Source organism: Nocardioides sp. CPCC 206348, assembly GCF_048654705.1.
GTDB lineage: Bacteria > Actinomycetota > Actinomycetes > Propionibacteriales > Nocardioidaceae > Nocardioides.
In genome coordinates this window covers 15,061-15,621 of record NZ_JBMCZA010000190.1, presented here as the reverse complement: position 1 = coordinate 15,621, position 561 = coordinate 15,061, and the positions used below count along the sequence as shown (strand labels likewise).

The 561-nt window shown below is 68.6% G+C and carries 1 protein-coding gene; it reads right to left on the bottom strand.

Features of this window, described 5'->3' with window-relative positions; genetic code table 11:
* Positions 1 to 561: hypothetical protein (locus ACOADB_RS15910; RefSeq protein WP_378600498.1), on the bottom strand; the 561-nt coding region annotated here is incomplete at both ends.

Sequence of the window (561 nt, the reverse complement as noted above, 5' to 3'; positions counted from 1 at the left end):
CCCGTGGCGACGTTGTCGGTGATCGTGCTGTTCGTGATCGTCAACGGCTGTGCGACCTGTTCGATCGCCCCGAACACCGACGAGCTGACGTTGCCGGAGATCGTGCTCCGGTCGATCGTGGTGGTGCTGGTGGCGCCGTTGGTCGAGTAGGCGACCAGCGCCGATCCGCCGTAGCCACGGTTGTGGGACAGGGTGCTGGCCTCGAGGTCCAGCGTGCTGACCGCGCTGGCGGTGTTGGAGCCGTTGTAGATCGCCCCGCCGATCCCGCTGACGCCGCCGACGTAGATCGCTTCGTTGCCGTCGAAGGTGGCATTGCGGACCGTCGTCCTGCCCGAGGTGAGCAGGCCGCCACCACCGGAACCGGTGGCCGTGTTGTCGTTGACCTGGGTGCCGTCGATGGTCGCGGTCGAGTCGTCGACGACCCAGAGGCCGCCGCCCCCGACGCCCGTGTTGGCGTCGATCCGGCCATCGGTGACCGTGATCGTGGCCTTGGCCGCGTTCGCCAGGCCACCACCCGCCACGGCCGCGGTGTTGCCCTCGACCACGGTGTCGATCAGGGTT